The following is a 21,562-nucleotide window of genomic DNA, read 5'->3' as shown; positions in this document are numbered from 1 at the left end:
AATTGTCCGTTAATTTAGTTTAAAATAAAGAAAGAATTTTCATTCATAAATATAAGTCCTAAATTTTAAAATCGTTACAATGAATGTAAAAAATATCATTTAATTAATGATAAATGTTAGGATTACAACGATATTAAAAATAACAGAAATTCAGGAAGAAATATTACGGATTTCCATAATCAGTGAATGGTTTGATTAATGAAATTCAAACGGAATTGCATTAGACTAGAATCTTGCTTTGAGTAGCTCTAAAATCTTATGAAAATCTCAGTTTAATTTAAATGAAAAAAGATTTAATCATTTATTCCATGACCTTACCCATTTAAACACATCTATCAATAACAGCACAATCAGTATCATAAATGATAGGACAAGATTCATTAACAACGTAATAACAGAAATGCTTTGATTAAAGGAAACGGATTGGTGTTTCATTTCAGCACTCTTGAATGACCTATACCAATGCTCCGCCTCAAGGTCATAGCGTAATCTTGTTGTACTTGAATTATCATTCGGTCTCCATAAAAAATCCTGTCTTTCTCCTTGAGTTGGCATATTATTGAGCTTTAAAGGTTATTTACAAGGATATGAGGAAAACGGTTCACATACAAGAATAATAAGGAATACCCGTTATAATGCACTATTGTATATACAGGACCCAAAATAAATTCTTAAAATTGGTCGAAATTTTTTTTTCATGTCCGACCTGTATATACACAAGCATTAAAATCCATAATGTAAGAAAGGATACGAGGAACACCTCATCCTCATATTCGACCCCATGGTTCCATTTGACACCAAAAACGACACTTATACCACCGTCCACACTACGAAATACTTGAGATAGACATGACAGAACGGTACCGTTATTACCATATATAGGAACGTTTTCAATTATATTTTCTTTTTTTACAGTTGGTGACTATTTATATTAAAACAACTATCATGTCCAGATTACCAAAAACCGAGAACACCGAAATCCTGAACATAAGAATCTCCCCCAAGTTGAAGGAAAAGCTCAATGAACTTGCCAAGAAGAAACGTTACGGGACCAATGCCTCTGAAGTTGTACGATACCTTATCGAACACCACTACAGACGTTAACGGATGAAAATTAATCCAAAGGATTTTCATAGTTATCCACATCCTGAGTTTCGAAATCGTAGCCATACTTCTTAATCTTGTTTTTGTATTTGTCACGACTTAACTTAACTCGGATTTTGTTAACCTCTTCAGTTGTAGGTTTTTTGTGCTCATCCATAATCAATCGTCTAACCTCTTTTAGAATCTTAGCCTTTAATTCTTTGGAAGCATACCCGCTATTGACAAAATCCTCTAACTTATTATAGTATCTGAGCTTGTTATTTTTAACTTCCTTTTCTTGGACTTTCATTATTTCAAACACATCATTTCTACTTTTAATATTAGGAAGGGATTTTTCAATAAGTTCGACATTGAGGTACTCAAACTTAGCGTTTACAAAATTTAAAAGTTGTTCATAATCCTTTTGATATTGCTTAGTGTTCTTATAGGGTGTTGAAATCTGTCCATCTTTCTTTTCTTGGAAGCCGACTTCTTTGGTTTTACCTAAACCAACAGAGTTTTCAGGTTCTTTATTAAGGTTCCCATATTCAGAAATGGTATAATGGAAATACTGACCATGGGTTTTGGTCTTTTTGATGTAACCAAACTTTATTAACTCCTTGAGTGCTTTATCGAGTTTATACTCTGTTAGCCCCAACCTTTTAGAAAGTCCTGTTCTACTTACATCAAAACTGTCGGCATCTGAGAGTATTGAAATAAGCAATAATCTGGCTTCGGTTGAAAGTCTCTTGTCATGGATTATCCTGTGCGAAATGGTGGTGAATTTACCAGCAACCTTTTCAGCTCTGATAACAGTTTTGTTCTTTTTGCTATTGAAATTCATTTAAATTTATGTCTGGGTCCTTGTGTTATTAGATTGAGAGCAGACCAATTCTCGAATCTTACTTATATTATACTCAAAATGGAGATGATTGTAAAGGAAAACCACCAACTATTTTTATTAATTTTTTCGGTTGAAAGAGTGTATTGCCTAAAATATTTGGGTACTTAGTACCCTAAAAATTAGGGTACATACTATAAGAGTATTATATAAACGCTCTTGTAGGTGGTGTTTACTTACGTACACCACCTTACAATCGCTAAAAGAAAATTAACTTTAAAAGGTGTCTATGGTCAAATCTAAAAGGTAGCTATCTTCAACCAGATAAAGTGACTTTCATCTTCAATAAAGGAGTGTTCTCCTCAACTTGAACTTCACCCTCCCCCAATTGCGTTCACCCCCTCCCAAAGTCTACTTGAGATAAAATGTGTTTTATCAATTCGAGTGTAAACCCATTGCCGATGGCATGCTTGCATGCCGTTGGCCTGAGTATCCCATCCACATACCCATCTGGAAGCGTCTGCAATCTTTCGAGTTCGGTAACTGTCATAAGCCTGAACAGTTTCTTTACATCAATATCTGTCATTTGGTCAATTTGTTGGAGCTTTTCCAATTTAGGAAGCTCAGCAAATGATTTTTCACGGAAAACGACTTGGCCAATACTCTTTTGTAAATATCTTTTCAATCCGCATCTCGTTTGGGGTAGGTTCTTGGTCAGAACACAATTTGATTTGTCACGGTCCACATGACCATCTTCAATGATGTCGTTCAATATAACAGACCTATCATTTGGAATGATTATTCCCAATATATTGGTCCAGTAGATACGGTGACGGTTCTGTGCACTGACTAAATTCGAGTTAATGGATATGCCATCGACCCCGAGAAGCTCATCGAATATTTTTCTCTCCGATTTTACCATACTACCAACATTTTCAAATATGAAAAAACGAGGTTTCACTTCATTTAAGAGCCTCACAGCCTCGTAAAGCAATCCTGAATCCTTGGAGTCCAAACCTGTGCGCTCACGCCTTAGAATGCTTAAATTCTGGCATGGCGAACCCCCAATAATTAAATCAATATTAGGCAAGGTATGACCATCTATCTCACGAATGTCTCCCAATTGAATAGTACTGGGAAAATGGTGCTGTGTTACCTTGATTGTTCTTTTGTCTATTTCAGATGAATAATAGTTATTGATGGGAATATTCAATTGATTTAAGGCTAATTGTGCCACGCTAATCCCATCAAATAGTGATAGCACATTGATTCCTTGTGTCTTTTCCATTTATCTTTTTCAGATAAATAGTTTCGACAAGGAGCAAACGCCAGGTTAATTCAGTATTTGCAGAAAGAATATTGAAAATTGACGTTTTGATTCAATTTTAATTGAGAGTATTCTTACAATAAATTAAAAATCTCCAAAAACGGCAATATCAAATCCTTAATTAAAATATCATTTTATTCAGAAAAATCATTAATATAGGTATTCTCTATGTTTTTTATTATATCAATTGTTTTTGATTATATAATCTTGAATTAAAAACATAAATAATTGATATATAAATGGTTATATTTTATATTATATAGATTAAATCGAAAACAGGACCATTTTCAATTTTAATTTATCTAGATTAAAATATTCATTGAATTATTCGTAAAAATAACGATATCAGCCATTTAGCCTTTCCTAAGTGTTTAATTTTCAGTAACTTTGTAATGTTAGTTTGATGTGCCATTTAATAGTGCATTATCAAATCCCAACAGAAAACAAACAAATAATTTAACGGAAGTGATTTCGCTGTTTATAATGTGCATATATACGGTATAGGATTGGTCTGAAAAATTTAAAAATAATAATGAATTATTAATTAAAACTTTAGCATTATGAGAAAACCAGAGGAGCCAAAGGAATTCAAGGAAGCCTAGTTACAACTAACTGAGTTTAATAAAGGGGCAATTCATATTATTGACAAACCGAATAAGAACAGGACTTCCGTGAATAAAAAGCACGAAAAACACTGGCACGGGAACTATTTTCCTCCTATCCTTGTAATTGAAGTTTCACTTTGTGCAAGGAGTGAAACTTGAACTGAAACCCCAGCAATTGCAAGGGTTTCAGGGGACAATAAAAATAACCGATTTCACTTATGTTAAAATGACGATAAAAGTGAAAGTTTTAAAATCAAAAGATATGGCATTGAAAGGTCAAAAAACGAAAAGTGATTTCCTGAAATGGGAAATAATGCAATCATTAGTGCTAAAGCTGGAACGAGATGGAGAGCTGAAGTTCGCCTTGCTAATCGCAACTGGGTCCTATATAGGATTGCGAATCTCGGACCTTCTCCAATTGAGATGGTATCAATTGTTGAATCAGCAGCATTTTGTAATCACCGAGAAGAAGACAGGTAAAGAGCGAAGAGTCACCATCAATCCAGAGCTACAGGAAATAATCCAGCGTCTGTTTTATAAAATGGATGGAAAACCAGAGCAATTTATGTTCGTCAACCGATTCGGCAAGGAACCAGTATCCATTCAATATATCAATGCAAAGCTCAAGGAGCTTTTCGATAAATATGGAATAAGAGGCCAGTATTCCAGCCACTTTATGAGAAAGACCCTTGGAAGACGGGTGTGGGAGATGAACGAGTACAGTGACCAGGCATTGTTGCTGCTGTCACAACTATTCAATCATACATCTACAACCACAACCAAGATTTATCTTGGGATTAGGGAACAGGAAATAAGCAATCTGTATTTGAGCGTATAGAGACTGCTTAACCTCCAATCTGAACGATTGGAGCATATCACAACAACCTTAATATCATTTATTTAAAATTCAGGAAAGTCCTGAGGGTGGATAACTATATCCAAAAATGAACGATAAAAAGATAAAGATTATGAGTAAATCAAAAATCGAGTGGACCGAGTTCACATGGAATCCAGTCACAGGATGTGACAAAGTAAGTAAAGGCTGTAAGTTCTGCTATGCCGAGATAATGGCTAAACGTCTTAAGGCAATGGGTAATGCCAGATATCCAAATGCATTCAAGCTCACATTGCATGAGGATTTAATCGACAGACCAAGAAAATGGAAAAAGGGTAAAATGGTGTTCGTTAATAGCATGAGCGATATGCTCCATAAAGATATCCCCTTGGAATTCATCCTAAAGGTATTCCAGACTATGAACGAAACACCTCAGCACACCTATCAGATATTGACAAAACGTAGTGAAAGATTGGCTGAACTTAGCAATAAGCTAACTTGGACAGACAACATTTGGATGGGAGTATCCATTGAGGATGATGAGGTTTTGCATCGAATGGATGACCTAAAAAAATGTGGAGCCAAAACCAAGTTCATCTCTGCGGAACCCTTACTTGGCCCATTATACAATATGGATTTAAACGGTATCCAATGGGTAATCGTTGGCGGTGAATCAGGATTTAAAGCCAGACCAATGGATAAGGAATGGGTAATCGATATTAAAAACCAATGTGAAAATGCTAATGTTCCATTCTTCTTCAAGCAATGGGGCGGCAAGAACAAAAAGAGGGCTGGAAACCTATTAGATGGAGTTAAGTACGAGACATTTCCTAATAGTGTTGAGGTAATCAAGTAAAATATCGTGCAACTGCTTTTTATAAATATCAATTACCTTAAAATGACCGATGTCTGTGATATTCTAGGTCTAAAGGATTCTAGGTCTGCTAAAAAGTGGTTACACGATAATAATGTTGCTATTTCAATTATAGGAGGGCGTTCTGCTGTTTGCCAATTTACGTTTGAACTTAAAAGGCAACAATTATTGGTCGAAGAGCTAAGATTAAGCTACCCGAACAAGTGGTTCGAAATCTATGAAGCCAATACCCCTAATAAAGGCATGGTCAAAGCGATTAGGGAACTATATCCCGAATCCAAATTAATTAAGAAAGGAAACAAGAAATATAATAATTATAAATATATAAAATGATGAACCTAACAATAAAAAAGAATGATTATGGATTGCGAGTTTACTGTACAAAATGCAAAAAGCAGTACAACTATAATATTGATATATGCAGTCACAGTGAAAACCAACATTATAAATCATTAGTTTCAAATGGAGATGGAAGAAAAGCCAAAATGTATCAAACTAGAGACTTTGATGAAGCACTAATGTCTGCCATCCAGTTTAAACAGGATGTAAAGAATGGTGTTCTTGACAATTTCACTTCCAGTAATAAAATTGACACTGATAACATATCTATTTTGGAAGCTTCCAATATGTTCTTGGCGTTTAAGCATGGTGATGATGTTCCTGTACATCTAAAAAATGAAATAACTGATGACCACCTAAAAGACATAATCAGAAATGTACAACAATTCATGGACGTCTTAAGAGATAACAATATTAATGTGGAAACTATGTTAATTCAAAACCTTAATGATAACCATGTCGGATTGTGGTATCAGTTTGTTATCGATAACTATGCAGAGGGTAGTTACTCTACCAAATTAAAAATAATGAGTGCGTTTATAAACCACATGATAAACCAAGTGGGCATACTAATGCGCAACCCTTTTAAAAAGGTGCGCTTTGAGAGTTTAGAGTATAATACAGAATCCATATCAAAAGTAGAGTTCTACGGAGTTCTGGATGCCATAGACACCAAATCTCAATACCAGCAACTTGGCGGCAAAAGACAAGAGGTAAAAAACAATTACAGGCCCTATCTCAAAGATGGTTTCAGATTGGCCCTATTAACTGGTTTGAGGCGTGAGGAACTCGTTACTTTATCATGGAGTGATTTATACCATAGTGAAAAAAATGGTTGTTTGATGTTTATAACAGATAACCTCAAGGTTGAAAGGATGACAGGTAAGAGGTTTAAAAAGAAATTTATACCTGTGGGCCCAGATTTAATGGAATTTCTTATGGAATTAGGCTATGAAGATTTCAAGGATAGTGACTTATTCATTCTTGCTCCAAATAGAAAAGTTAAACATGCCACAATAATGTCCGCTCTTTCTAGAGGATTCAGTCATTATTATATGCAAGCTTTTCCAGATAATAAGCTCAAGCAGTTTAAGGTGCTAAGAAAAACATATATTTCCTATCTAAATAAAAAAGTTGGCGATAGTGTAATTGAACTCACATCCCATGGTAGCATGAAAATAGTGAATAAACATTATGTTGATGCTGAGGTCGTTGCCAAGGGATTGACCATGAGGATATTTGATTCGTAAGTTATCTTATCAGTGAACATTATTTTTTACTTTTAGATAAACTATAAAACACCCAACTAACTTTTCAAAAAACTACATTCATGAACATCAAATTAGTAAAGTCATATATTGAAAAATACAAATGGGAGTTTGAGACCATCCATTACCAGGAAATCTATAAGTGGCATGCAATAAAGCAATTCCAAGAAAATTTTGATATTGATTCAGTCAACTTTTATTCCAATGTAGAAACTTCCCTCAGTAAATCTGGGAATCTGCTCGACTCTCGTTTATATTTTCCCAAACAGCTGCTTCTTGAGAACATTGAAGTATCTCCCGAACAGGTCAGGGATATGTTTCGTTTGCTTTATGATGAAGATTTTGACCTTTTAGAAAGAATTGAAAATTTCCGTAATGATTTCGGAATATTAAGTAATAAGGTGTTCCCAGAGAAGATAAATCATTATCAGGACCATAGGGCGATAATAGTGTATCTTACCCTTATGTATCCCGAAAGATATTTCTTCTATAAGTTCGGGATGTTCAAGAAATTTGCTGAAAAAATAGAATATGCTCACAGACCTGTAGCTGGAAGGGTAGAAAATATAGGTTTGTTTCAAAATTTATGCGAACTACTTAGGTTTGAAATTGAGAAGGACCAAGAATTATTGACCCTACATGAAAATAGGCTCGATGAGAATTGTTATAGGGATAAAAATTACAATATTTTGACCCAGGACTTCATTTATGCAGTTGCAGAACATTTTGACAGTATAAAGTCGAATCAGGACCCACTTGCTGAAATAATATCTGTGGACGAGGTTTCTTCCACTGATTTGATTGCCAAAGTTGATGAAATAAGCTTTAGACCAAGCATTATCAACCATATACAAAACAATATTGAAAACAAAAGGATAGGAGATTTGGGTGAGATATGGGTCTATAAACAGGAAAAAATGTTCTTGGAGTTGAATGGAAAGAATAATTTATCAAAAAAGGTCAAACACGTAGCAAAGAATAAAGGGGATGGATTGGGCTATGACATCTTATCATATGGATTGAATGGCAACCCAAAATATATTGAAGTAAAAACAACCAAAGGAAGTAAAAACTCGACATTCTATGTGACAAGAAATGAACTTGAAAAGAGTATTATTGAAAAGGACAATTACTTTTTATATCGTGTTTATGAATATAATGAGGAATCCGAAAAAGCAAAAATATTGAAAATAAAAGGTCCACTTACCAATATTTGCCATACTCCAGTAAATTATAAAGTGGATTTAAAGGATTAAGGAATATAAGTATTATTAAGGATAACAGAGAAAACATCAGGAACAGTGATAATTTTATTGTATGATAAATCCCCGTTATTATATTTTCTTTTGGACACAAAATAATTCTATAAAACCTTTTGGAGCTTTTCAAGAATCTTGACCATGGCAAATGTGTCCATCTTACAATATTCCATCAACGCTTTCCTTGAACTTTGATAATCCCCTTCAAATTGACCTAAGACCATTTGGGTAAATGTGTAACTGGCCAGGCCCCCGTCACCTATTTCCAATTCATTGTAAGACAGCTCTGGGACCAATGCTGGTAGTACCGCCTTTATCGAATAACGGCCTTTCATTTCTGGAGTATAATACCACTTATTCTGAAATGGTAACATCAGGTCCTTTAACCTTCCCACTATATTCCCGAGTTCCTCACTGAACTCTGGATATAACTGCATTAAATCACATAACTTCCCCCTTTCAAAACCAATATTGTATACAAGGATATCCCCTTCATCGGAACAGTCACTTATCAATTGTTTGACAAAGGCCTTTCTAGGGTCTATGTCTGGATTTGCCTCAGCCAGATACTCACAATGTTTTAAATCTCCATGTTCGCTTTGAATATGGAGCGAATACTGAAATACCAACTGCTGGTATGGTCTGCTATTGTCATAAATCGGTATGGCGGTTGCCATTGTCTCAAAATCCAAGAAATGGAGCGGAGAATTCAAATCTTCCAAAAATGCATAGATTCTGGGTCTATCGATATAGGTTTGATTATCAAGTTCACTGGTGACCTGTAATAGTTGACTGGTATTGAATGACGTTACTTCCAAATCAATCTCATGAAAGGATACAACCCCTTTCTGATATAGCTCAAACTTCCTCTTGATGCTTAATCGAGAAATGTTGAATATGGAATAGTCAGGAATATGGCTCCAGCAATACCCCTTGAAATCACAATCGTATGGTTTAGAACAATGTGGTCCTATGTCAATATCTGGGACCCCATCCTGATTAATCACTTGCTTGAAGCGCTCAATTCGGTTAGGTATTCCAGGAATAACCTCTTGAACTTTGCCATAAACAGACTCAATAGTGAAAAGTTCATGAACATCAACATCACCGCTCTTCACATATTGATTGTTAATGTAAACAATGGAAATATCCCTGAGGTCCACCCCAGAATTTAATATGGTGTAATACTGAATGGCTGCATCATTTATGTAGACATCAGAAACGCTGGTTGAGCTTTTTACCTCATAGGCTTTCCATCCATTTTCATCTTTAACCAGAATATCAAGTGCAGCAAGAACACCATTGAATTGAAAAGTGGCCTCATAGATTATCGATTCCCCATTTTCTATGTATTCTTTGGTCTTAAATACAGATTCTTGCATTTTAAAATGGTCGGGAGGCGAAGCATCCACACCATTCGGAAAAAGTTCCTGAGCCAATAAACCAACATTGGTCCCCTGTGTGAAGATTGCCTGAAGTTGAGGTGAAACCTCATCCTTCAGGCCATAATGATGTTTGTAGAGATACATTGACTTTTCACATTGAAGTCCCCTTATGAACGTTGATTTTGAAAGAACAGCCTTTTCCATATCATTATTGTTATCTCATTTATCTCATCCCCCATTTTTTTAGGGATTCCAAGAAACGTTCTGTTATTGGTTCAGTACCATCCTCTTTCAGAACATTGCATATTTGTTCGAATGATATAATTTGTTTGGTGTTCTTATCATTTTCTGTAATTGTAGGTTGAATATATACTATTTCAATATTCTGGGGAGATTTCAAAATTCTAAAATTTTTGTCACAGCCTTTAATCCAATCTAACCTGTTCAATTTATCCAACAGGTAGAAATATTTCTTTCTTCCCTTACTATTGGTAGCCTTATAAATTTGTCTTAGGTCTTCTAGAATTCTATACATCCCCAATTCCCTTGCGCTTTCCAAATACCAATCCTGTTTTTGGTTTCGTGAACTCATCTCAGTCTTCAACTCTATGAAATAAACGAGGTCTTCGCTTTTTGAATAAGCCAGATAGTCAATCTTAAATGATTGGTTCCCATTCTTCGCTGGATTGATGTTAAACTCACCGTTTTGAGGTAAGCTACCCTTTCTTATCGGGAACTCAGGGATTATATAATCGATTTCGGAAGCACATATCCCAAGTAGGATTTCTTTGAGGTGCAGTGCAAAGAAAACATCCACTATCCGTTCAAGTTGATATGATGGTAGATTTTTCCAATCATCCAATAAATTGAAAAGTTCGTTTATATTAATCATTTAAACGAAATTTTATTTCAACAACTCAACTAATTTGTCGCCATTAATTACATCCAAATCAGGGATTTCACTGAAGAGCAAATCGCTTCTTTGTCTGCCTAGTTTTGCCATCTCAACTAAATTATATTCATTGGCATCTTTACCATTTATCATAATATCGTCCAAATATCTATGTAAATAACCCGCTCTTTCAATACACTCATTTAAACTTGCTGTTGCCCCATATTCATTGTATCCTACCGCAGCATAATAATAGTCGCCAATTGTACAAGGTATTGGAATAAATGAATATGACCCTAAATATTTTACACCCAGACCTTGAAGAAAATTCGAAAACTTATCAGTTATATATGCTCGATTTTTAAAACTATCACACATTATGTTGCCACCTATTTTTATATGATTACTTAAATACATATATGCAAACAAAAACAAATCATACTTACCACTATCGTCCTTGTTTTGACTATATAAATTTAGAAGCAAATAGGCAGCGGACATTCCCGCTGAATCTGAAAGTGATGTATTATAATTTTCAAAGCCACTTTCGATTTCATCTCTGATAATAGATTTATATTTTTTATAGCCAATTTCATGTAAACCATTATTAATATGAATAACAGCTAGTTGGTAATTTAAGGCTGGATGAATTGGACCAAATGACAAAATCTCCTTTTCAATATTCTTAGCGAAGTCAATTGATAGGTCGGAATTTTGTATTTTTAAAAGGTATTCGACTAATTTAGAATGTTCCATAATTTTAAATTTTACACAATTTCGTGAAATTATTAATATGAATAACCTTTATTTTAAGGAAAGGCCTCTTGATTTACATTCAAAAAATTATCCTCAGATAAAGGATTTGGTAGAAAATTATGTTTTATGCCATCAAAATTCTTTTCCTCTAAAGATAATTACTGGAAATTCAGATAAAATGAAAAATATCGTAGTTGAATGTTTGAAATCTCACAAATTCAAATATCAAATTGGCGATAAATACAACAAAGGTTACATCGTGGTTTTAAGATAAACTAATTATTATGGATAATTCAAAATACCAAAATACTTGGAAAAATGATATTGGGGCAAAACTCAGCGATATTGTCAATTTAGAATGCCCAATCGAAGCCAAGGCATTTCTTTTTAGGTTAAAACTTGAAGAAATTTTATATTACTATTTCGAACTAGATTTTAAAGAACATTACAGAAAACAAGATTATATGTCTATGATTCAAAAAGACTTAAAGCTTTTTAAATCTAAAATTGAAACTAAATTTGTGTTGCTTTATGATTTTTTTAATAAATGGTGTCATCCACAGGAAGATAGGTTGACTGAGGCAGATTTAAACCATTACAGAGAGAAACTTATAAAGCTTATTGAAATAATACTTGATATTCAAATAAACCTTAGTTTAAAGGAATATGAAGAATTATTAAATGTTCGTGAAATAGAAAATATCATAGATGAGAAACAGAGTATGGATTTAAATTCTGTTCAACCGAAGCAAGTAGGGCTAATAAATAATAAATTACATCAAGATTCAACCACTTCAAGTTTGTCATTCATTGACTTATTGAAGCAAGCTTTCATTGAATCCTATAAAGAGGCATTAAAAAATACTTCTGGACATAAAAGGATTCGGAAAAACAGAGGTTTCAATAAAAACATCTAACCCCAGACCATACCAACTCCTTATATGAAATAACCCACCACCAGTATATTTTTATATGGTTAGAAAGGAAACATTATTATGATAATAAGTTTAAAGGAATTAGAAATTTATGTTGACAGACAACATTTTAAAAGTACGATAGATTTTCTTGAAAAGTTCAATGAACTATATTGGACCGATGAAAATGTAACTAAAATAAAAACAAAAAGATTATGAATTTGTTTGTTGTGAAAGATGGTATCAAAAATGTAGCCTTTGTAAAAGACCAAAATGGCAAACAACTTTTAGGAACAAATTATTATCCAATTTCATATGATTTCAAATCTAATGAAGGTTATATTGAAAAAAAAGCTCGTAATATATGGAGACTATATACTCAAATAGGACAAAAACTTGAACAATCTCGATATTTAGTGCTTTTATTTTAGCCAAGTCTTGCGATACTTTCATCTAACATTTGGCTTGTAATTCCCATTTTCTCAAATATTACTCGGATTAAATGATTCTCTTCACTGGTGGTTTTGAAATCCGCATTCATCATTGTAAATGCAGTGAATATAAACCAGTCTTTTTGTTTCAAATCTAATGTGTTTAAGGTTTCCAGTAAATTGTCAGCACCCAAAGATTGGAATTGTCTAAACTGATAATCGTAAATATCATAATTCAATAAATCAGCCATTTGATTTAAAAAATTCATTTCATTATTGTGAACTTCCCCATCTGCTCGAGCAATTAAAATTAAACCGAATAAAATTGCTCTTTTCTGATTGTCAGATAAAGATTCTTTTACATACTTATCCAATTTTTCTACCGTAGTCAACTGATTTGAAAGTTTGTCTTGGGATAATGGTTGTTGAGAGTCATTGGAACTTTCAAAATTGTTCATTTGGTCTAACATAGTAAAATCTATTTCATGTGGATTAAATTCTAAATTTTCAATTGATATTGAATTAATAAGTGTAGGAAATTGTTGTTCTATATTCAATATTAAGTCGGTAATATAATTTTCTCCCAAATTAGCTCTCATATCCTTGAAATTTAGCGAGCTACTATTTATTGCAGTATCGATACTTTGTTCAGCTTTTTTCGCTAATTGGTATGCTAAAATAATATTACCCAACCAATAATTCGACAATGCCAAATAATAAAGTGTTTGTGGCTTCGCCATTTCTATGCCATCAGCTAATTCATCAGCTTTTATGAATTCAAATAGCGCTCTTTTCAAAGACAGTTTGTCCTTTTTTTCTAAAAGTGTTTTTCCAATTTGTATGTGTTCTGCAAACTTCATTTAATTTGATATGATTTTTTAAGTATTCAAGGCAACGATTTGTAAAACCTGCTGTTGCCTTGCTCTTGCGCTAAAATAGTCAAAAAAAGAACTAGCTTTTACGCATGTGAGGATTTTCGGATGAGGAAAATCAGATGAAAGTAAACAAGCATTAGTCTGGGATTGAGGAATAAACTTACGCATTATTTTTATGCATTGTTAGCCTTTCACTATTTCAGAATGTCTTTTTCCTTTCAAATTTCTATTTAATGCAAGTGCTATGTTCCTAACTATAATAGAATCTTTTTTGACCTTTATTTGATATTTGGCAAGTTGGAAAGGATTGGTCGAAGCAATCTTCTCATTGACAAGCTTTTTATCAACTAAAAAGTTTTCATCCCGATTCAACTCATGAAAAACAATAATCGTTGTTTTGTTCGTCAATATATAATCCTAAAGGTAATACAATAAAATCTAATATATGTTAAGACTTAGAATCCCCTATCTAAAGAAACATCTGTGATTGTGTAATGTGGAGAATCTATTGTTAGTTAGTAACGCCTTTTATTAAAAAAACCCACCACCTTAGTCCACCACCATTTTATTTTTATTTGGTCTCGGAACTAAATTTATTATGATAAATAATTTGTAGGGCTTATCTTTAAAATCTTATAAATAAACATAATGTGTTTATCTAGTTGTTGTGCTTAATTATAAGAAACCACCAATTACTGAACGAAACACAAATGATTGAAAAAGGAAATAGAAGCCAAGGAATACCATTTTTTATTTCAAATTCTAATACACAAAAATTAGAGCGAATTCCCTTAACTGAAAAATTATTTCAAGAAGAATGGATACAAAAATTAATTTTTGAAAACCCTCAAATCCTTCCCGTTGACAATCTAGAAATCGGATTTACACCATTAATTCCTCTTGGTAGAGAAATTTCAACAAGTGTAGGTTTTATTGATAATTTATTTATCTCTTCTGACGGGTATTTAACTATAGTAGAAACAAAACTTTGGAGAAATCCAGAAGCAAAACGAGAAGTAGTTGGACAAATTATTGACTACGCTAAAGACTTGACAAATTGGACTTTTGACAAATTGAATTCAGAAGTTAAGAATAGAAATTCAGAAAATAAAGGAATTATTGAAGCTATTCGAGAACTCGAGGAGTTAGATGAAGAATATGAAGCCAAGTTAATTGATAATATTGAAAGAAATTTAAAACGAGGAAGGTTTTTACTTTTAATCGTTGGTGATGGAATAAGGGAAAGCGTTGAAGATATGGTTGATTATCTTTCAAATTCAGCTCAACTTTTGTTCACACTTGGGCTTGTTGAACTGCAAGTTTACAAAGCTATAACTGATGAAAGTTATATTGTTGTTCCTAACCTAATTACAAGGACTAAAGAAATTACTAGAGCGATAATAAAAATTGAGAACAGTACAAATTCAATAGTAAAAGTAGAAAGTAATTTTTCAGAACCTAAAAACTCAAATACTAATACCCGAACAACTATAACTGAAGTTGACTTTTTTGATGAACTTGAAAATAACACTGACTCTGAAACGGCAGTTTTTGCAAAACAAATATTGGAACAGGCTATAAAAAGCGGCTACCATATTGATTGGAATTCTGGGAGTTTTTCGGTCAAAATTCTAGACCCAAATGGAAGTGGACAAAAAATAACAATGTTTGTAGTTGACAGAAAAGGGATGTTTTATATAGGTTGGTCTGGAACCCAATTAAAAAGGCTCGGACTTGACTATAATTTATCAAGTGAATATGTCACTAAAACGGCAAAATTATTACCAAATATTCAGCAAGACCTTAAGCACAAAGACTTTTGGAATAGAAATAGCAATTTAAAGGATTTAAGATTGGTTTATAATGAATTTATGGCTGAAGTAGAAAAGTATAAAGATTTAATAATTAAAAAAAGTGAGGCTATTGCTAACATTATATAAAGGTAATAATGGATTATTTGCTAAAATTGAACTTATGGACTATTATTAAACATGTCGGTCATTTGACTAGTGACTACTTCGTAATCACGTAATAAGCATTTACTTTATTGTTGGATGTTATATTGCCCGAAAATGGTCGTAAGATTATATTAAAAAAATACAAATGCACAGTAATTTTTATTATGGAAATATGCAAAAACTTTTGTTTATGGTAAAAGAGTTACATAAACGTGGTTATGGTAATTTAAGAGTGATTCCATATATTTCACCAACTGGATTAACTTGGCGTTGCGAATTTATTGACCAAAAAAAACAAAATGAGCCTATAGCTGCTTCTAAATGGATTCACAATAAGGGAAATTATAATTTGCAAGTAGAAATTAAATTATCACCTCAAGAATTGGCTGATTTATTTATTATGGAAAACATCAGCTTTCTTGAACAATGCAAAGGCAAAAACGATGAATATCAACAATGGTATAGTCAAATGGTTGAAAGTTTAACTGAAAAGGAACTACCTTATGAATTTGACGTTAGTGATGAATTTTTTGGAGCAGATTATTGGTTAACAACAGAAAACAGAAAAATAGTTACATTACCAAATGGAAATTGAACTTACAAAATAAGGAAGCACAACAATGGCCGTAATTAATTACTTTCTCTTATCATATTCCAAAAATTACATTTCCTCAACTGATTTAGTAAAATGGGTGATAATGTGAAGTTGAAAATCTATTCTCGAAAGCAAATTCTATTTTCAAAAAACCCACCACTATAGTCCACCACCAACATTTTTAAAAATTCTAATTCTCTGAAAAGCCTTGCTATTACTGGGATTGTATGAAGTGATAAGGGCGACCAGTCCCGACTGCCAGTCAAGCGCTCTAGCCAACTGAGCTACATCCCCAATTTAATTTTAAGTCTTTCACTTTCGCTTTCCCGAACAGTGCCTAAAAGGCACGAATCAAACGATTGCCAACTGACCCGGCCGAGTGAACACGTACAGGCGGGGCTACATCCCGGTAGAATGTATTATTGGTTTTTGCAGGTTTTTCAGGGAATTTTCTTTTAAAATAAAACACTGAGTTAAAAACCCTTGCAAATTTATATATTTTAAAGTAAAAACCTACTTCTTACACCCAGTATAATTTTTTTTATTTCAGTCAGTGCTTAAATTTATCTGTCTATGGGCCAACGCAGATAAATCTCTTTTTTTAAACTTATCTTTTCTAACGCATATGTAATCTATCCTCATATGAAAAATATAATAGCTATTCTTTAAAAAATTAAGTGCTTGTTTTTTTTCGATCTCTAATAAATTTAGCACTTCAAATATTATCATTTCTGGTTTAAAAATTTCCAAATTTAGTTGTGATAAAATCTTCCAATCATATCCTTCAGCATCTATTTGTACCAAATCTAGAGTCTTTATTTTATGCTTATTTAATAATTCGTCCAAATTCATACAGGTTACATCCAATTCTTCTATATAATTTTTTACTTCTTCAGACGATAATTTTTTCACTTGTTCTCTCGAGAAAGAACCTATTTGTTTATAATCTTCCGACAGATTAATAATTTTATCAAATGCTTCATCTCCTATTCTATAGAATTTTTGAGGTTTACCATCTTTATTAATGCCTGCGTTCTCGAATTTATACCTTTTATCTAAACCATAATTGACTTTTAGTTTTTCAAATAAAGAAGGAATTGGTTCTACAAATAAAACATTCCATTTATAATTTTTTTTAATTAATTTATTTAATGGGTCTCCACTAACTCCATCATTAGAACCAATTTGCAATACTTGAATATCTCGATTTGGTATGTACTTCTTTATCCAATAACTTACATTATTTTTATCTGGGTATATTTTTTTATAAAAGAATCTTAATAAGTTATATAAGTATGGGATGCCTTTTAAATATTTAGATATTTTTTTCATTAGAAAATTATGTTACCCACAAAAATTACGATATTATTATTTCTTAAAAAGGAAATTCTTATTTATTCGGTGTCCACAGATTGTAAAATGAACAACTCTAATTTATCTTTGATTTTGACAAATATTTTACTTTTAAAGGAAGAATTTTCATTCATAAAAATAAGTCTTTAATTTTAAAATCTCTATTGTGGGTGGAAAATAATATCATTTATTTAATGATAAATCTTTAGGTTGAAAATGATATTAAAATAAAAAAGGAATTCAGTAGAAATAATACAGCTATATAAAAAAGGTTTGGTTAATGAAGTAATATTGGAAATCCATTAGATTAAAATGATGTCCAAATAATTCTAAAATCTCAAAACTATCTCAGTTTAATGCTAATAAAAAAGATTTAGTTATTTATTGTTTACTTAACCCCCTGAAAATACTAACACTGTGTATTGTCAGCAAATTAATAGAAATGAAAGAAGGTTTAATAAAGTACGTTTACGAATTAATAATAAGAGAAATACAAACAGCTATCACGATTTCTTATGTAATTGCTGTTGGAATAGGAATGCTTTTTAATTATCAAAAATATGCTCAGTTTGATATAAACATTTTTTATTATGGAGATATTTTCGATTTTTTAATTGCGCCATTTTCAGATTTGTATATACTCCTTTTTGCAACCATATCGTCTGTATTTGTCTTCATAATTTTTTATTTGGATTCGTTATGGCAAAGGAAAGGGCCGAAATCTTATTGCAGAGCTAATTTTGGTTTTGCCAAAAAAAAGTGGTTCAAATTATATAAATCGCTACTATTTATTGTATCTCTCTTTCTCTATCTATTATTATCCGCTGATTATTATGGAAAATACACCAAAGAAAAAATAATTAACCAAAAGGATATTACAATTACACTAAGCAACAATGAAATAAAAACTGGTAAGCTAATTGGAAAAACCAAGGAGGTCATTTTCTTATTTCATAGTGAAAAAGTTTTTGCATTGCCTATTTCATCATTTGTTAAGGAGATAAGAATAAAGTGAAAATTTATTTATGGGTTTAGAAAAATATGAAACTGTATTTTCAAAGAAAATAATAAATAGTGACAGCAAAAACCCACCACCTTTACATTTTTTGTTTGGTAAGCAAGGAAACATTTTTATGATAAATGATTTGTAGGACTTATCTTTAAACTTAATAGATTAAGACACTCATGTGTTTATCCGGATGATGGCAAACAAACTTAAGAGACTGCTGAACTGAATTTAAGATGAATAAATTAACGCTTAAACAAATAGTAATTCCATTAGTCACCCTGGCCATTATTTGTTTCATGTACTTTGGGCCAATCACCAGAACACCTTTTGAAAATATAATTATCTCTATCATCATAATTATAGCTAATTATATTGAATACAATGGAAAACCTTTTTCAGTACTTGGTTTTCAAAAAGAAAAATTCAATGTAAAAAATCTCCTTGTACTTGCTCCATTGGCAGCAATAGGACTCTTTGTTTTCTATGTCACTATAATGGTTCCCGGTATTGAGATGCTAACAGGAGTGCCTATTGATTATTCAAGCATGAGACAATTGGAAGGAAATCTTCAAGTCACCATCGTCTGGTTATTAATAGTGTGGGCTACAGCAGGATTTGGAGAAGAAATTATTTTTCGAGGTTATTTTATGCGACAGTTTTTTAAATTCTTTGGAGAAAGCAAAATCAGTCTTGTCATTAATATTCTGATATTTTGTAGCTTTTTCGGATATATGCACATGCAGCAAGGAATTACCGGGCAACTTGTTGCAGCATCAATGGGAGCAATCTTGTCCATAATATTCTACATGCGCAAATACGATTTGTGGTTTATGATTATGCTACATGGCTTTTTTAATACCCTTGGTATACTCAGCTTTTACTTTGGATTGGCCTAACCTTGGTGATTATAGTTTATCAAAAAACCCACCACCGTTACATTTTTTGTTTGGTAAGAAAGGAAACATTATTATGATAATTAGCTTGTAGAGCTTATCTTTAATACATAATGGATAAATACACTAGTGTTTTTATCCGTTTGTTGTGCTTCATTATGATTAACCAATAGATTCCCATTTTTGTAGATATAAAATTTTAAAACTATAAACTCATGAAAAAAATAACTGTACTACTCATTTGTGCATGCTTATCTGCAGGACTTAATGCTCAAAGTTTTATCGGGGCCTGGGAAAGTTATCACAAGTCTGAAAATGGAGATCCACTTAAAAGTGTTGTTATTTTCGGGGACGGTTACCAGGTCATTGCAACCCACGACTCAAAAACAGGTAAGTTTATAAGGACCGAGGGTGGAACCTGGAAATTAACCGGCGATACGATGACCGAAACAGTAGAATTCGACTCAAAATATCCTGATAAGGTGGGTAAAGAAGTGAGTTTTAAAGTGTTTATAAACGACTCTGTCATGGGAATCGTGGGTCGGGATCGGACGTATAAAAGAATAGATCATGGTGAGCCCGGAAAATTACAAGGTACATGGTTATTTTCTGGTCGCGTAAGAGATGGCAAAACACAAATGATTGATACAAGTAGACCTAGAAAAACCATGAAAATCTTATCCGGAACTCGTTTTCAATGGATCGCTTATAATACAGAAACCAAACAATTTATGGGAACAGGAGGTGGAACTTATACAACCACCAACGGAGAATATGGCGAAAATATTGAATTCTTTTCAAGGGATGATTCCCGAGTGGGGGCTAGCTTAAAATTTGATTATGATTTAGTAGATGGTAATTGGCACCATTCAGGACTGTCGAGTAAAGGTGAACCAATCCATGAAATATGGAGTAAAAGAGAATAATGTTATTTTATTAAATACCCCCACCCCACCACCATAGTCCACCGCCGGCATTTTAAAAATTAAATGGGCTATTCTAAAACCATTGGTAACAAACTGATAATCCAAACGTCATATCACTGAAATTATGTTCAGGTAAAAACAAATTACTTCTATATATGAAACGTAAAAATAAAACAGGATTGGCATTGGGTATTGTCATCGGAAGTGTTGTCGGCATTCTAACAGACAATTTAGCCCTTTGGCTAAGTTTAGGAATCGCCATTGGTATTGGAACAACATTAGTCAAAAAACAACAAAACGGCAATCCAAATAATGACCAATAACAAGAATACAATGTTAGTCTTGGTCGTTGGTGCAAGTGGTGCAACGGGCAGACATTTAGTGAATCAACTCTTGCTTAAAGGAAATAAGGTTAGAATCATTGTGCGCTCAAAAGCACATTTGCCAAAATCATGGTTTGAGAGTACCAATTTAGAAATTATTACTGCGAGCATTTTAGAATTAACTGAAAAACAATTGATTCAATACACCTCCGATTGTGATACCATAGCATCCTGTTTGGGACATGTCGTTTCTTTCAAAGGTATTTATGGCGAACCAAGAAGGCTCGTGACAGACGCAACTAAACGACTATGTCATGCGGTAAAAAATCATGAGTTGAAAAGCCCTGTGAAGTTCGTTTTAATGAACACATCGGGAAACAGCAATCGAGACATAAACGAACCCATTTCATTTGCGCAAAAATGTGTTATTGGCCTTCTTAGATTGTTATTACCACCACATGTGGATAATGAAAAGGCAGCTGATTATTTAAGAACACAAATTGGTCAAAGCGATAAACACATTGAATGGGTGGCGGTGAGACCTGATGGTTTGATAAATGAGGATGAGGTTACCGCATATGAGATATACCCATCACCGATTCGAAGTGCAATTTTTAATGCTGGAAAGGTGAGCCGAATAAATGTAGGCCACTTTATGTCGGAATTGATAAATGATAACACGTTATGGAACGAATGGAAAGGCCAAATGCCTGTTATCTATTCTAAGCACTGAATCGATACTATAGAGAAGAAAAACAGTTGTTGTAACATAATCCTGAGTCAATCAAACCAACGCCATAGGTCACTACCACCATTTTAAA

23 protein-coding genes are annotated in these 21,562 nt (G+C 32.9%); 15 read left to right on the top strand and 8 right to left on the bottom strand.

Annotated elements, in window-relative coordinates; all coding sequences use genetic code 11:
- Positions 1-297: 297 nt before the first annotated feature.
- Positions 298-555, bottom strand: a complete 258-nt coding sequence (locus MR041_RS12175) for a hypothetical protein (protein WP_242094323.1) — start codon at positions 553-555, stop codon at positions 298-300.
- A 390-nt stretch (positions 556-945) separates the two neighbouring features.
- On the opposite strand from MR041_RS12175, the gene MR041_RS12170 reads away from it, so the two are divergent.
- The gene (locus MR041_RS12170) at positions 946-1,104 is read left to right on the top strand and encodes a ribbon-helix-helix domain-containing protein (protein WP_242094321.1); all 159 of its coding nucleotides are present in this window, start codon (positions 946-948) and stop codon (positions 1,102-1,104) included.
- A 10-nt stretch (positions 1,105-1,114) separates the two neighbouring features.
- Here the strand turns inward: MR041_RS12170 and MR041_RS12165 are convergent, their stop codons facing one another.
- Complete coding sequence (locus MR041_RS12165; RefSeq protein WP_242094319.1) at positions 1,115-1,927, bottom strand: helix-turn-helix domain-containing protein; 813 nt, start codon at positions 1,925-1,927, stop codon at positions 1,115-1,117.
- 391 nt (positions 1,928-2,318) lie between these two features.
- Positions 2,319-3,212: a DNA cytosine methyltransferase gene (locus tag MR041_RS12160; RefSeq protein WP_242094317.1), complete on the bottom strand. Its 894-nt coding sequence runs from the start codon at positions 3,210-3,212 to the stop codon at positions 2,319-2,321.
- A gap of 906 nt (positions 3,213-4,118) precedes the next feature.
- Between MR041_RS12160 and MR041_RS12155 the strand changes: the two genes are divergently transcribed.
- The 5 genes from MR041_RS12155 (at position 4,119) to MR041_RS12135 (ending at position 8,428) form a co-directional block, all read left to right on the top strand.
- Positions 4,119-4,694, top strand: coding sequence for a tyrosine-type recombinase/integrase (locus MR041_RS12155; RefSeq protein WP_242094315.1), 576 nt, complete (start codon positions 4,119-4,121; stop codon positions 4,692-4,694).
- Between the two features lie 130 nt (positions 4,695-4,824).
- Positions 4,825-5,547 carry a DUF5131 family protein gene (locus MR041_RS12150; protein ID WP_242094313.1) on the top strand — a complete coding sequence of 241 codons (723 nt, stop codon included), beginning with the start codon at positions 4,825-4,827 and terminating at the stop codon, positions 5,545-5,547.
- Positions 5,548-5,589: 42 nt separating this feature from the next.
- On the top strand, positions 5,590-5,898 hold the full coding sequence (locus tag MR041_RS12145) for a hypothetical protein (protein WP_242094311.1): 309 nt from the start codon (positions 5,590-5,592) through the stop codon (positions 5,896-5,898).
- Positions 5,895-7,154, top strand: coding sequence for a site-specific integrase (locus MR041_RS12140; RefSeq protein ID WP_242094309.1), 1,260 nt, complete (start codon positions 5,895-5,897; stop codon positions 7,152-7,154). Before MR041_RS12145 ends, MR041_RS12140 begins: the two co-directional genes overlap by 4 nt.
- 80 nt (positions 7,155-7,234) lie before the next feature.
- Positions 7,235-8,428, top strand: coding sequence for a protein NO VEIN domain-containing protein (locus tag MR041_RS12135; protein WP_242094307.1), 1,194 nt, complete (start codon positions 7,235-7,237; stop codon positions 8,426-8,428).
- Between the two features lie 107 nt (positions 8,429-8,535).
- Here the strand turns inward: MR041_RS12135 and MR041_RS12130 are convergent, their stop codons facing one another.
- From MR041_RS12130 to MR041_RS12120, 3 genes are read right to left on the bottom strand one after another with little or no spacing between them, the layout of a single operon-like run.
- Positions 8,536-10,020 (bottom strand): DUF2779 domain-containing protein, encoded by a 1,485-nt coding sequence (locus MR041_RS12130; RefSeq protein ID WP_242094305.1) that lies wholly within the window; start codon positions 10,018-10,020, stop codon positions 8,536-8,538.
- Positions 10,021-10,039: 19 nt separating this feature from the next.
- Entirely contained in the window at positions 10,040-10,708 is a 669-nt protein-coding gene (locus MR041_RS12125; RefSeq protein WP_242094303.1) for a hypothetical protein, read from the bottom strand.
- Between the two features lie 12 nt (positions 10,709-10,720).
- The gene (locus MR041_RS12120) at positions 10,721-11,464 is read right to left on the bottom strand and encodes a hypothetical protein (protein ID WP_242094301.1); all 744 of its coding nucleotides are present in this window, start codon (positions 11,462-11,464) and stop codon (positions 10,721-10,723) included.
- A 284-nt stretch (positions 11,465-11,748) separates the two neighbouring features.
- Between MR041_RS12120 and MR041_RS12115 the strand changes: the two genes are divergently transcribed.
- Complete coding sequence (locus tag MR041_RS12115) at positions 11,749-12,381, top strand: hypothetical protein (protein WP_242094299.1); 633 nt, start codon at positions 11,749-11,751, stop codon at positions 12,379-12,381.
- 212 nt (positions 12,382-12,593) lie between these two features.
- Positions 12,594-12,809: a hypothetical protein gene (locus tag MR041_RS12110; RefSeq protein WP_242094297.1), complete on the top strand. Its 216-nt coding sequence runs from the start codon at positions 12,594-12,596 to the stop codon at positions 12,807-12,809.
- Here the strand turns inward: MR041_RS12110 and MR041_RS12105 are convergent.
- Complete coding sequence (locus tag MR041_RS12105; protein WP_242094295.1) at positions 12,806-13,669, bottom strand: tellurite resistance TerB family protein; 864 nt, start codon at positions 13,667-13,669, stop codon at positions 12,806-12,808. The two genes, MR041_RS12110 and MR041_RS12105, sit on opposite strands and share 4 nt — an antisense overlap.
- 725 nt (positions 13,670-14,394) lie before the next feature.
- On the opposite strand from MR041_RS12105, the gene MR041_RS12100 reads away from it, so the two are divergent.
- On the top strand, positions 14,395-15,624 hold the full coding sequence (locus tag MR041_RS12100) for a PDDEXK family nuclease (protein WP_242094293.1): 1,230 nt from the start codon (positions 14,395-14,397) through the stop codon (positions 15,622-15,624).
- Between the two features lie 208 nt (positions 15,625-15,832).
- Positions 15,833-16,237 (top strand): hypothetical protein, encoded by a 405-nt coding sequence (locus MR041_RS12095; RefSeq protein WP_242094291.1) that lies wholly within the window; start codon positions 15,833-15,835, stop codon positions 16,235-16,237.
- 546 nt (positions 16,238-16,783) lie between these two features.
- Here the strand turns inward: MR041_RS12095 and MR041_RS12090 are convergent.
- On the bottom strand, positions 16,784-17,569 hold the full coding sequence (locus MR041_RS12090) for an FkbM family methyltransferase (protein ID WP_242094289.1): 786 nt from the start codon (positions 17,567-17,569) through the stop codon (positions 16,784-16,786).
- A 463-nt stretch (positions 17,570-18,032) separates the two neighbouring features.
- On the opposite strand from MR041_RS12090, the gene MR041_RS12085 reads away from it, so the two are divergent.
- From MR041_RS12085 to MR041_RS12065, 5 genes are all read left to right on the top strand, one after another.
- Complete coding sequence (locus MR041_RS12085; protein ID WP_242094286.1) at positions 18,033-18,605, top strand: hypothetical protein; 573 nt, start codon at positions 18,033-18,035, stop codon at positions 18,603-18,605.
- A 227-nt stretch (positions 18,606-18,832) separates the two neighbouring features.
- Positions 18,833-19,495 carry a CPBP family intramembrane glutamic endopeptidase gene (locus MR041_RS12080; RefSeq protein ID WP_242094284.1) on the top strand — a complete coding sequence of 221 codons (663 nt, stop codon included), beginning with the start codon at positions 18,833-18,835 and terminating at the stop codon, positions 19,493-19,495.
- A 212-nt stretch (positions 19,496-19,707) separates the two neighbouring features.
- The gene (locus MR041_RS12075; RefSeq protein WP_242094282.1) at positions 19,708-20,418 is read left to right on the top strand and encodes a membrane or secreted protein; all 711 of its coding nucleotides are present in this window, start codon (positions 19,708-19,710) and stop codon (positions 20,416-20,418) included.
- Between the two features lie 155 nt (positions 20,419-20,573).
- A complete protein-coding gene (locus MR041_RS12070; protein ID WP_242094280.1) occupies positions 20,574-20,741 on the top strand; it encodes a glycine zipper domain-containing protein in 168 nt (55 codons plus the stop codon).
- A complete protein-coding gene (locus MR041_RS12065; RefSeq protein WP_242094278.1) occupies positions 20,731-21,474 on the top strand; it encodes an NAD(P)-dependent oxidoreductase in 744 nt (247 codons plus the stop codon). Before MR041_RS12070 ends, MR041_RS12065 begins: the two co-directional genes overlap by 11 nt.
- Positions 21,475-21,562 lie beyond the last annotated feature (88 nt).

The organism is Aestuariivivens sediminicola (assembly GCF_022662015.1).
In the GTDB taxonomy this organism is placed as follows: Bacteria; Bacteroidota; Bacteroidia; order Flavobacteriales; family Flavobacteriaceae; genus Aestuariivivens; species Aestuariivivens sediminicola.
This window is presented reverse-complemented; position numbering and strand designations above follow the sequence as displayed.

Coding starts and splice junctions, on each gene's coding strand:
- MR041_RS12080 (WP_242094284.1), top strand. CDS start 18,833: ATGAATAAATTAACGCTTAAACAAATAGTAATTCCATTAGTCACCCTG.
- MR041_RS12095 (WP_242094291.1), top strand. CDS start 15,833: ATGGTAAAAGAGTTACATAAACGTGGTTATGGTAATTTAAGAGTGATT.
- MR041_RS12065 (WP_242094278.1), top strand. CDS start 20,731: ATGACCAATAACAAGAATACAATGTTAGTCTTGGTCGTTGGTGCAAGT.
- MR041_RS12150 (WP_242094313.1), top strand. CDS start 4,825: ATGAGTAAATCAAAAATCGAGTGGACCGAGTTCACATGGAATCCAGTC.
- MR041_RS12115 (WP_242094299.1), top strand. CDS start 11,749: ATGGATAATTCAAAATACCAAAATACTTGGAAAAATGATATTGGGGCA.
- MR041_RS12155 (WP_242094315.1), top strand. CDS start 4,119: ATGGCATTGAAAGGTCAAAAAACGAAAAGTGATTTCCTGAAATGGGAA.
- MR041_RS12140 (WP_242094309.1), top strand. CDS start 5,895: ATGATGAACCTAACAATAAAAAAGAATGATTATGGATTGCGAGTTTAC.
- MR041_RS12110 (WP_242094297.1), top strand. CDS start 12,594: ATGAATTTGTTTGTTGTGAAAGATGGTATCAAAAATGTAGCCTTTGTA.
- MR041_RS12085 (WP_242094286.1), top strand. CDS start 18,033: ATGAAAGAAGGTTTAATAAAGTACGTTTACGAATTAATAATAAGAGAA.
- MR041_RS12100 (WP_242094293.1), top strand. CDS start 14,395: ATGATTGAAAAAGGAAATAGAAGCCAAGGAATACCATTTTTTATTTCA.
- MR041_RS12075 (WP_242094282.1), top strand. CDS start 19,708: ATGAAAAAAATAACTGTACTACTCATTTGTGCATGCTTATCTGCAGGA.
- MR041_RS12175 (WP_242094323.1), bottom strand. CDS start 555: ATGCCAACTCAAGGAGAAAGACAGGATTTTTTATGGAGACCGAATGAT.
- MR041_RS12130 (WP_242094305.1), bottom strand. CDS start 10,020: ATGGAAAAGGCTGTTCTTTCAAAATCAACGTTCATAAGGGGACTTCAA.
- MR041_RS12105 (WP_242094295.1), bottom strand. CDS start 13,669: ATGAAGTTTGCAGAACACATACAAATTGGAAAAACACTTTTAGAAAAA.
- MR041_RS12120 (WP_242094301.1), bottom strand. CDS start 11,464: ATGGAACATTCTAAATTAGTCGAATACCTTTTAAAAATACAAAATTCC.
- MR041_RS12135 (WP_242094307.1), top strand. CDS start 7,235: ATGAACATCAAATTAGTAAAGTCATATATTGAAAAATACAAATGGGAG.
- MR041_RS12070 (WP_242094280.1), top strand. CDS start 20,574: ATGAAACGTAAAAATAAAACAGGATTGGCATTGGGTATTGTCATCGGA.
- MR041_RS12145 (WP_242094311.1), top strand. CDS start 5,590: ATGACCGATGTCTGTGATATTCTAGGTCTAAAGGATTCTAGGTCTGCT.
- MR041_RS12165 (WP_242094319.1), bottom strand. CDS start 1,927: ATGAATTTCAATAGCAAAAAGAACAAAACTGTTATCAGAGCTGAAAAG.
- MR041_RS12090 (WP_242094289.1), bottom strand. CDS start 17,569: ATGAAAAAAATATCTAAATATTTAAAAGGCATCCCATACTTATATAAC.
- MR041_RS12160 (WP_242094317.1), bottom strand. CDS start 3,212: ATGGAAAAGACACAAGGAATCAATGTGCTATCACTATTTGATGGGATT.
- MR041_RS12170 (WP_242094321.1), top strand. CDS start 946: ATGTCCAGATTACCAAAAACCGAGAACACCGAAATCCTGAACATAAGA.
- MR041_RS12125 (WP_242094303.1), bottom strand. CDS start 10,708: ATGATTAATATAAACGAACTTTTCAATTTATTGGATGATTGGAAAAAT.